The organism is Bacillus sp. AFS017336, assembly GCF_002555445.1.
Lineage (GTDB): Bacteria > Bacillota > Bacilli > Bacillales > Bacillaceae_G > Gottfriedia.
Window position 1 is genome coordinate 32112 of record NZ_NUCO01000143.1, and the last position, 10055, is coordinate 42166.

The following is a 10055-nucleotide window of genomic DNA, read 5'->3' on the forward strand; positions in this document are numbered from 1 at the left end:
AAAGTGAAAACAGTACTATTCTTCTTTTGTTGTTAAATCAACAAAAATAATGATACTGATTACAGCTACTAGGATTAATGAAAATGTTAAAATGAACAATTTAATTCACTCCTACCATGTTTTGAAGCCCTCAGATCCTGTCGGATGATGTTGATGCATCATATGTGATAATGGAATTGTATAAGCAATTAAAATTAATACAATCGATACCCCAATCCATAACCACCAATTTTCTAAAATACGAGGCGTGTTTTCAGTATTACTTTCAGCAACTGGGAATTCTACTAATTCTTCCTTAGATTGAGCAGTCGGTAAAGCGAAAATAGATTGAGCGACAATAAAAATTAATAACAAAGCAGATAAAAATAAGATTGATCCACCAACTGCAACTGTAAAATGGTTTGTGAAAACGCCAGTAAACCATTTGGCTGCTGCCGGATGTCCCATATAATCGGTATATGAAGTACGTCTTGGCGCACCGTAGAGCCCAAGTATGTGCATTGTAGTTGACATTAAAAACATACCAATAGCCCATGTGAAAATTTGGATAAACGCTAATCTTTGAATTTCTTTAGTAAGTTTTTTCCCTGTTAAATAAGGAATTAACCAAAAAGTTAACCCGAAAAATGTCATAGCGACAGGTGTACCAACTGTAATATGGAAATGTCCTACAATCCAAAGTGTATTATGAACGATCTCGTCTAGTTGATAACTTGCATTTATTATCCCACCTGCACCACCAGGAGCAAAAAATAACATCGCTATGAAAAGTGATGTAAAACGAACATCTTTCCAAGGTAATTTAAAGAACCAACCGAATAGCCCTCTTGCACCTTTTTTCCTTCCTGAAATTTCAAATACCGCAAACATAGAGAAGGCTGTCATTAATGAAGGGATAATGACCATAAATGTTAACACCGTTTGGAGGAATTTCCAGAAACTTGAAATCCCAGGTTCTTGAAGTTGATGGTGAAACCCAACCGGAATTGAGAATAACAGGAATAAGATAAATGCTAATCGTGCAAGTGAATCACTAAATACTTCTCCGCCAACAATCTTTGGCATAATTGCATACCAACCAATATAAGCAGGGAGCAGCCAAAAATAAACAAGCGGATGACCAAAAAACCAAAAAAGCGAACGACTTAATTCTACATTAATTGTATCAACCCAACCGAAAGCCCACGGTATAAATTGAAATAGTACTGTCGCAGCAACACCAAGGCTTGCGATTACCCATAAAGCAATCGTTGCAACTGTCATAAAGGCAATTAGAGGACTTATCATTCCTTTATTTTTTTTCTTCCAAGCAACATATTGTCCAACTAGCGCAAATCCAGTTATCCAAGTGCCAACGACAAAAAGTGCTAAAGCAACATAAAACCAAGCACTAGCCTGAAGTGGGGCATAAAAAGTATATAATACAGATGCTTGACCAGAAAGAATCATGATGACAGCAAGGATCGTACCAATTGTCATGACAATAAAACCAATCCAACTAAAAGACTTTACTTTTGGACCGAAGTCACCTAGCGTTTTACTCATTCCTGTAATCAAGAAACCAAAAATAAAGTATGTAGTAAAGACAATAGCAAGCAAAATACCATGTGCAGTTAAAACTTGATAGTAATCAAGCCACTTTGGTAGTTCTAGTGCTTTGTTTCGAACAAATACCTGCAATAAACCAGCAAAAGTACCTAGTAAAAACGCAATATATGCCACTATAATGTGAGTTAATGCAAGTTTACGATCTGATTTTCCAATCATTTCATTCATTATTTCACCGCCTCAATTGTTGTTTGCATAAACGAATGACCTGTTCCGCAATACTCATTACATAAAATTAAATAATTTCCAGGTTTTTTAAACGAATATTCCTTCGTATTAATTTGACCAGGAACAGCCATCATATTTACATTTGTATGAATGATCGAAAAACTATGATTTACATCTGTACTCGTTAAAACGAACCGAATCTTCTTTCCAACAGGTACTTTTAGTTTAGTTGGTTCATAAGCAAATGTTTTTGCTAGTATAACAACATCATAAGTACCGTCATCCTTTGCATACACACCTGGATGATTGAAAGGTGCAGTATTTTCAACAGTTTGCGGATTAACTGTGTCCATACCACCCGCTGGTTGAAGATGGGAACGAAAAGCTGTTATACCGATAATGACTAGAAATAGAATTAAAGAAATTCCTCCAAATGTTAGCCAAATTTTTTCGTATTTATGTAGATGCATATAAATTCTCCTAGTTAACGACTTAAATAAAATGCATAGAAGCTAAACCATAAAATAACAATGAAAACTCCTAGTACGAGTACACTAATAAAAGTTCCATTTAAATTATGATCATGCTCACTCCCAGTTTTCTTTGAACTCAATTTAATCCCTCCATATGCTAAATTCAAAAAAATAAATTCTAAAAGATAGTATTATTTTTTCCAAGTATTTCTATTCAAGGAAATGTTATGTAAGTTACTATTCTTTAAGAAAAAATTCAAGCTAAAAGTAGATTTCTGAAAAAATGAAGTGATTTAATGAAATTTTAATAAAAAAGGGGGAAATAGAAAGGGAAATATAGAAGAGTTAAATTGAGACTATTCATTGTCAATATGCTCTCAATCATGATGATCATTAAGAAAGATTAATTATTAGAGGAGTAAAATTTCAATAGTGTAATTTGGGGCCAGTAGTTTGTTTAACGAAATTACCAATCTATTAAAAAAGCTGTTAAAAGGTGAGATTTGAGTAAGCTCGTAGACGTTTAAAGCCTTATTAAAGATGAAAATAGAGATGAATTTTACCTATTTAAATATCTTTTTATACATAAGCATTTAAATGAAAATTGACAGTTGATGAAGCGGAGTCTATGAAACGAAAGTTATGATACTCTATTGAACTAATTAGAAGGTTCTTTAATGAATCTATACTTATTAATACATGGTAAGGAGTGGGTGATTTGTCTAAAACTGTGCATTGTGATCGATGCTCTCAGGAAATAAGGATAAGAGGAGATCTTGTAACTGCAACAATGTTTTTTCAAGTAGTTCCATATCACGAAGATTGTTATGCGAAAGATTTAAAGGGAGCAAAGACACTTATTTTAAATAATCAACCAATTAATGGATTCTCTGGGAACTTTCTTACTTTTATAGCGATCGTTGTCTTCATCTTATCATTTTTTATAAATGATGAAACGATGATTTATTTGTCAATTTTATCGGCAATTCCGATAATTTATCGACTTTATTCATTTATTATTTATGAGCGACATTTAGAAAAATAGGGAACAAATTTATAAAAGTAATTATTAATAATTTTATTCTGGCTCCAATATTTTGAAAGGATTGGGTGAATAGAATTGTAGTTATTTTTACAAAACAGAAATAAAAAAAACTCTGATTGACAGAGTTTTTTTCGTTTTATTGACCGAAATTGCCAGCAAATTGCATGACAACTGCTTTAACTTCTTCTAATTTATCAGGTTTTAATAGAGTAATCATTTTTGGAACAAATTGTTGAACTTCTTCTAAAGAAAAAGTACCTTCATCTTGTTTCTTGAAGTTTTCTAAAAGAATCTCTTTTGCTTCATTTTCTTTGCCTTCTTGTACTCTTTGTAAAATAAAATTTAAGAACATTTCTTGAGCTTGCTTGTCCATCCCTTTGTTGCCTCCTAAAAAATAAAATTATACAACCATTTGGTGTTATTTATTATTATAACACCGTATGGTTGTATGTCAATTTTATTTTTCTCTATTGATTGATTCGCTATGTATTAGTTTGACGATATTTTTGTAATTCCGATTTATTATGTGAGTAGGAAGAAGTTAAATTAAGTGCGAGTAATATACTTGTATTTTATCAATTAAAAGATATGAATTATGTAAATTTAATTAACGTTTTGTTGGATATTTAGTGAAGTCATTAATTTTAAGATTAATGCAAACCTCTACTAAAAGTGGCCAAACTGCGTTTATAATGTTTAAGTAGCAAGGTTTCTAAAAAAGGGAGGCAATCAAGATTTGAAGAAAAAAATAGCTGTATCTTTTAGTGGAAAAGATTCAACATTGGCTTTACATGATTTAATGCATTCAAATGAATTCGAAGTCGTATTGTTAATAGCATCTGTAACGGAAGGATTTAACCGTACTAGTATTCATGGGGTTAGGGTCGAATTACTAGAGTCTCAAGCAAAATCGATCGGACTTCCATTAAGGAAAATTTGGATTCCAGAAAATTGTTCGAATGAGTTATACCAAGAGATCATGACAAAGGTTAATTTAGAATTAATAGAGCAAGGAATTAAATATGTTGCATTTGGAGATCTTTTTCTTGAAGATGTCCGAAAGTACCGAGAGGAAATGCTAAAACCATTAGGAATAACTCCAATTTTTCCTCTTTGGGGTGAAAGTACATCAAATGTGATTAGACGTTTTCTATCTTTAGGGTATAAAACGATTATTACTTGTGTAGATTTAACTAGATTATCTGAGGAATCTTCAGGCAAAGTGATCGATAAACAGTTTATAGACGAACTTCCAAAAGAAGTTGACCCTTGTGGTGAAAACGGTGAATATCACTCATTTGTGTTTGATGGACCGATTTTTAATACACCAATACATTTTGAGATTGGTGAAAAGAAACGATCTGCAGATATTTATACGGGTGAAATTAGATTTTGTTTTACGGATATTGTTCCTAACTGAATCGAAATCAACAAGTAAGAACATAAATCTAGTTCTTAATATTTGGACCCCATGGTGGAGTTGTTCCTTCATACATAGTAATATTTTGTTTCGATAATCCAACTTGTTCAGCATATTGATTTAACATCTCAAATACTGTTAACCGATGAAATGAGCCGTTATTAAATTGTGGTTCATTTCTTTTTTTTTGATCCACTTTCCAAAGTGATACGGAGACTTTTGCAGTATGGTCATTAAATTCATTGATTGGAACACTGAAGTTGATGTTTTCATTATAATCATTTGCAACTGTAATAAGCGTAACTTCACCCATTTCCTTTTTTGGAAAACGAAAATCCCTTATTACGGTTACTTGTAGTTTTGCAATTCCATTCGAATCCGTCAATTCTGTTCCAATCACTTTACCTAATGAATTGATAACAATAATTCTTGCTCCTTTTATTGGTGTAACCTCATCTATCGAATCAGTGGAATTAGAAGAGGGGCTTACTTTAACTGTAAGTGTGGCCGAAACATTATTCGACATATCTGCAAATGTTAATGGTGTAAAACTAAAGAATAATAACGCACTTAAAATAGTTGTCAAATATATTTTTTTCATCATTTCGCACCTTGTGATTTTTTTAATGACTTAGTTTAAGTTTAATTATTCAATTATATACTTTTAAATAGTAATCAATCTTTCTCTAAATAAAGAAGGTATTTGGGAACGTTTCAACCACATAATTTCTAGACTAGATAAATCCTAGGTTAGAATATAAATTTTAATTTTACTTAATACTATTTAGCAAAAATAATCTTTTACGTACTAAATACAAGAGGCAAGCTAATATGGAAATCTTTGAATTCATTTTATTAATGTTAAGTGGCGTTTTTATTTCTAATGTAGTAAGTAGATTAATACCTAGTATTTCAGTACCACTTATTCAAGTTGGTTTAGGAATTTGTTTAGCTATTCCATTATCCGGCCATTCGATCGAATTAAATCCGGAACTTTTCCTTCTTCTCTTTATGGCACCTCTTTTATTTAATGATGGGGCAAATGTTAATAAAAAAGCTTTATGGGCAGTTAGAAAGCCAATTTTATTACTTTCTGTCGGATTAGTATTTTTAACTGTAGCTATTTTAGGCTATTTCATTCATTGGATGATTCCGATTATTCCTTTTCCAGCATGTTTTGCCCTCGCAGCTGCCTTAGCGCCAACAGATGCAATCGCAGTTAGTGCCATGGCAAATAAAATTAAAATTTCACATAAAATTTTGAATATCTTAGAAGGTGAATCACTCATAAATGATGCTTCAGGATTGGTATCTTTTCAATTCGCTGTAGCCGCATTGATTACCAGTTCCTTTTCAATCTTTCAAGCGAGTACAAGCTTTTTATTTCTTTCTCTTGGTGGTGTTGTTTTAGGGGCATTTTTAAGTTTTCTTAAAATCTTGCTGATGCGTTGGTTTAGACAACTTGGGATCGAAAATACAATTTCATTTATTTTAATGGAACTTTTATTACCATTTTTAATTTTTGTAGTCGCAGAACATTTTGGCGTAAGTGGAATACTGGCAGTTGTTAGTGGGGGAATTGTTCATTCGTTTAGCTATAAACATATGAATCCAGAAATTGTCCAATTAAATCTATTATCAAAAAACACTTGGTCAGTATTAACATTTAGTTTGAATGGATTAGTATTTATTCTATTAGGTACTCAAATACCAATTATTTTACAAACAGTTCGCCAAAAAAATTATATAAGTAGTGACACCCTCTTAATTTACATACTAAGTATCACACTAGTACTACTGGCTTTACGTTTTATTTGGGTTTATTTCTTTAATAATTTTGAATCAGATTCAGCGAATAGCTTTAAAAGCAAACTTAAAACAACCTCTTTATATACAATTTCAGGTGTCCGAGGAACAATTACGCTAGTCAGTGCACTATCGTTACCGATCGAATTAAGTGTTGGAAAGTATTTTTTAGAAAGAGATCTATTAATTATTATCTCAGCCGGCGTAATCCTAACTACATTACTTCTTGCAAACTTTACTTTATCATTATTTGCACCTAAAAAAGAAAGAATAACTGGTCAAAAGGATTACACCAAGGAAATTGAGATATTAAGAGAGGTCATAGAAAAAATAAAGAGTTATCAAACTGAGGAAAATGATGTAGAGATTGCTGAAATCATTCATATTTATAATAATCGTATCCTTTCGTTAACAAGTTCAACTGATCTAAATAGTAATGTGAAGCTATTAAACCGTTTCATTCTAGAAATGCAAATAGAAGATACAAAAAATTTACTTAAAAATAGACAGATTTCTCTCCAAATAGCATTTCCAACTTTAAAGCGGTCGAATAAAAGGCTTTATTTTCTAACAAAGGATAAACGATATAAAGCTGATACATTTTACATGGAATTATTAAATAACAATCTGCACGTAGGTAATTTTATTCCACGATCATTTGAAGAAAATCGAAGACAATTAATCAAACTAAAAAACAGTAATAATCAGTTTGTTTTAGAAAAATTGAAGGAATTAAAATCATCAACAGTTCCACAAGAAATCACTGATGTTTTTATTAAAAAATACACTCAACAAATAGAAAAGACTAGTGAACGACTTAGCATTACGAATGAATACTTTCAGGAATGGCTTGATTTTGCTTCTCAAATTGAACGAGAGGTGATTCAACATAATTACGAAAAAGGCGAAATTAATCGAAATGAATTAAAAGAATTTAGACAACATTTATTAATGCTTGAAAATGTAATCCAATTTATAGAGTGATTAGACAAGGTTTTGATTTTTTCAATTTGAAAAATGGAGTATGACCATAATTGGATCATACTCTATTTTACGTAATTAGAAAAAAGGATCAAATTACATTTAATTTTTGTGAAGTGAGATTCTAATAATACATTGAAATTTTAGGGGGATTTATTTTCTTGTTTTATATAGTTGGGATGTTTATAATGAAATTATTAAACAGGAGATGAGCAGACGATATGACGAATTTTTCAAAGGTGCCGCGTCGTAAATTAGCAGACGAGGTATTGGAACAATTACAAAGAAAAATTTTTTCTGGTGAATATAAAGTTGGTGACAAATTACCTTCAGAACCACAGTTAATGGAAGAATTAGGTGTTGGTCGTTCAACACTAAGAGAAGTAATTAAAATTTTAGCTCACGCAGGTATTTTAGAAGTTAGACAAGGTCATGGCACACATATCATTTCTAATAGTCCTGTTCAAAATTCGTTGGAAAAAAACTTGAAGGATGCAAATAAAGCACATCTTCTTGAAGCTAGAGCGATGATCGATAAAGAGGTAACATCATTAGCTGTAAAGCGCCGAAATGATGATGACCTTTTACAAATGAAAACGTATCTAGATAAACGAAAAAATGCACTGAAAGAAGGGCAGTATGCTGAATACTTAGAAGCAGATATTTCCTTTCATTTGTCAATTGCAAAAGCAAGTAAAAACCCAATACTGATTGATTTATATCAGTCATTTATTCCTGTTCTACGTCAAGATTTAAGTAAATTAATCATGAATACTTCCAATTATCAAGACAATTCGGATATACATGAGAAGTTGTACTTAGCAATTTTAAATCAAAATGAAGAAGATGCAATAAAATATGCGATGAAAAATATGGAGCCACTATAAGCTCCTATTGTTATGATTTAAACATCTGATGATATGACGAATTATTAATATAAAGGAATGATCAAAATGAAATTAAAACCTATTTTTTATGTTTTAGCACTATTTTTAGTATCAATAAATTTACGGATTGGAATTACTTCAATTTCCCCAGTTTTAGAAATCATTCGACATGACTTAAATATGAGCAACTTTGTAGTTAGTTTTTTAACTTCTATTCCAGTTTTATGTATGGGTATATTTGCTTTATTTACTGGACAATTAAGTAATAAATGGGGTAGTGAAAAAACAATTGCTGCTTGTATTATATTAATCGGAGTCGCAACAGGTTTAAGAGCGGTAGCTACAACTTCTGCAACTTTATTATTTACCGCATTGTTGGTTGGAATTGGAATTGCAATTATTGGTCCTTTACTTTCTGGATTTATAAAAAAAATGTTCCCTAATAAGTTGGGAATGATGATTGGAATCTATTCAGTAGGGATGGGACTTGGTGCTTCTTTAAGCTCGGGACTCACGATCCCACTACAAAAAACGTTTGGAGGGTCATGGAATAAGGCACTTGCAATATGGGGTGTATTAGCTATTATAGCTTTTATTGCTTGGTACCCAATGATTAAAAAAAGTGTACGTAATATAGAAAATAAAAAGAGTGGATTACCTTATAAAAATAAGAAAGCATGGATGTTTACATTAATTTTTGGTTTACAATCAGGTTTATTTTATTGTATCAGTACATGGCTTGCACCATTAGCAGGAAAATTTGGAATCTCTAGTACAAATGCAGGAACAGTGATTACTTTATTTACATTGGTTCAGATGGTGTGTAGCTTTATCATACCGACTCTAGCTGATCGATTTAAAAATCAAAAACTTTATTTAATAGGAAGTACAATTTTCGTCATGGCTGGCCTGCTATTTATTATTTTTGAAATTAACTTGTGGGTTGCTGTTATTTTTATTGGGATCGCTTTAGGCGGCTTATTCCCATTAGCGTTAGTTTTACCTTTAAATGCGACTAATACCGCTGAAGAAGCTAGAGCATGGACTGCTTTAATGCAATCAGTTGGATATATTATAAGTGGCTTTATTCCGATTATAGCTGGTCTTATACTCGATGCTACAGGAAGTATTATGAATATTTTTATTTTATTAGTAGTATTAAGCATTATATTATTATGTCTAATTTTAGGAATCCCTCTAAAAGAGACACAAAAAGTAAGCAGTAAAGCTAGCTAGTAACACAATAGGAATACTTATAATAAAGATCAGGGGACCGTTCTAAAAGTCAGCTTAACTGACGCATAGTCGGCCCCTATTTATATATGAAAATATTATTGTTTATGGTCTAGAAGTAAAATAGGGACATAATTTAGAGGCGTTTTTCATTTAAAGTATTTTCTGTTTCCGAGTATTAATATCTGTCTATTCTTCGCTATTTTTTGTAGATATCGGAAAAGCCTATTAAGTATTTCTTAGTTAAACTTCAATATTCCCCCTAATAATTAATCGACGAGTTTCTTTTTATTTCTACAATTTATTGAATTTCTTCCTAATGTTCTCTTGATTAATTAAACGAAAAACGACATGATTTTTTAATATTATGTATGTCTCATGTTAAAAAAAACGATTATTAAATGATAAAATTTCCCCAATTTACTGGATTGTAA

General features: G+C 31.4%; 10 protein-coding genes. 5 read left to right on the plus strand and 5 right to left on the minus strand.

Translation table 11 applies throughout. The annotated features are described in order from the left end of the window. Positions 1–111: 111 nt before the first annotated feature. Genes CN601_RS24150 through CN601_RS27295 form a run of 3 tightly spaced genes read right to left on the minus strand, consistent with a single transcriptional unit; the run spans position 112 to position 2389 of the window. Entirely contained in the window at positions 112–1767 is a 1656-nt protein-coding gene (locus CN601_RS24150; RefSeq protein WP_098172648.1) for a b(o/a)3-type cytochrome-c oxidase subunit 1, read from the minus strand. Positions 1768–1775: 8 nt separating this feature from the next. Then, positions 1776–2246: a cytochrome c oxidase subunit II gene (locus CN601_RS24155; protein ID WP_098172576.1), complete on the minus strand. Its 471-nt coding sequence runs from the start codon at positions 2244–2246 to the stop codon at positions 1776–1778. A 14-nt stretch (positions 2247–2260) separates the two neighbouring features. Then, positions 2261–2389, minus strand: coding sequence for a cytochrome c oxidase subunit 2A (locus CN601_RS27295; RefSeq protein WP_257131808.1), 129 nt, complete (start codon positions 2387–2389; stop codon positions 2261–2263). A gap of 578 nt (positions 2390–2967) precedes the next feature. On the opposite strand from CN601_RS27295, the gene CN601_RS24160 reads away from it, so the two are divergent. Then, entirely contained in the window at positions 2968–3294 is a 327-nt protein-coding gene (locus tag CN601_RS24160) for a hypothetical protein (protein WP_098118235.1), read from the plus strand. 136 nt (positions 3295–3430) lie between these two features. Here the strand turns inward: CN601_RS24160 and CN601_RS24165 are convergent, their stop codons facing one another. Continuing rightward, positions 3431–3667: a hypothetical protein gene (locus tag CN601_RS24165; protein ID WP_098118236.1), complete on the minus strand. Its 237-nt coding sequence runs from the start codon at positions 3665–3667 to the stop codon at positions 3431–3433. A gap of 363 nt (positions 3668–4030) precedes the next feature. Between CN601_RS24165 and CN601_RS24170 the strand changes: the two genes are divergently transcribed. Then, positions 4031–4714: a Dph6-related ATP pyrophosphatase gene (locus CN601_RS24170; protein WP_098172577.1), complete on the plus strand. Its 684-nt coding sequence runs from the start codon at positions 4031–4033 to the stop codon at positions 4712–4714. 28 nt (positions 4715–4742) lie between these two features. Here CN601_RS24170 and CN601_RS24175 read toward each other — a convergent pair whose 3' ends face one another. Further along, positions 4743–5315, minus strand: coding sequence for a hypothetical protein (locus tag CN601_RS24175; protein WP_098172578.1), 573 nt, complete (start codon positions 5313–5315; stop codon positions 4743–4745). A 230-nt stretch (positions 5316–5545) separates the two neighbouring features. Here CN601_RS24175 and CN601_RS24180 point away from each other — a divergent pair, with 230 nt between their 5' ends. The 3 genes from CN601_RS24180 to CN601_RS24190 all read left to right on the plus strand — a co-directional run bounded on the left by CN601_RS24180 (position 5546) and on the right by CN601_RS24190 (position 9624). Further along, positions 5546–7504: a cation:proton antiporter gene (locus tag CN601_RS24180; protein ID WP_098172579.1), complete on the plus strand. Its 1959-nt coding sequence runs from the start codon at positions 5546–5548 to the stop codon at positions 7502–7504. Positions 7505–7722: 218 nt separating this feature from the next. Further along, complete coding sequence (locus tag CN601_RS24185) at positions 7723–8388, plus strand: FadR/GntR family transcriptional regulator (RefSeq protein ID WP_098118240.1); 666 nt, start codon at positions 7723–7725, stop codon at positions 8386–8388. Between the two features lie 57 nt (positions 8389–8445). Then, positions 8446–9624, plus strand: coding sequence for an MFS transporter (locus CN601_RS24190; RefSeq protein ID WP_373605005.1), 1179 nt, complete (start codon positions 8446–8448; stop codon positions 9622–9624). Positions 9625–10055 lie beyond the last annotated feature (431 nt).

Bases quoted from the DNA above. Each gene is read 5' to 3' on its own strand.
- CN601_RS24150 (WP_098172648.1), bottom strand. From the start codon at position 1,767: ATGATTGGAAAATCAGATCGTAAACTTGCATTAACTCACATTATAGTG.
- CN601_RS24155 (WP_098172576.1), bottom strand. From the start codon at position 2,246: ATGCATCTACATAAATACGAAAAAATTTGGCTAACATTTGGAGGAATT.
- CN601_RS24165 (WP_098118236.1), bottom strand. From the start codon at position 3,667: ATGGACAAGCAAGCTCAAGAAATGTTCTTAAATTTTATTTTACAAAGA.
- CN601_RS24175 (WP_098172578.1), bottom strand. From the start codon at position 5,315: ATGAAAAAAATATATTTGACAACTATTTTAAGTGCGTTATTATTCTTT.
- CN601_RS24180 (WP_098172579.1), top strand. From the start codon at position 5,546: ATGGAAATCTTTGAATTCATTTTATTAATGTTAAGTGGCGTTTTTATT.
- CN601_RS24185 (WP_098118240.1), top strand. From the start codon at position 7,723: ATGACGAATTTTTCAAAGGTGCCGCGTCGTAAATTAGCAGACGAGGTA.
- CN601_RS24190 (WP_373605005.1), top strand. From the start codon at position 8,446: ATGATCAAAATGAAATTAAAACCTATTTTTTATGTTTTAGCACTATTT.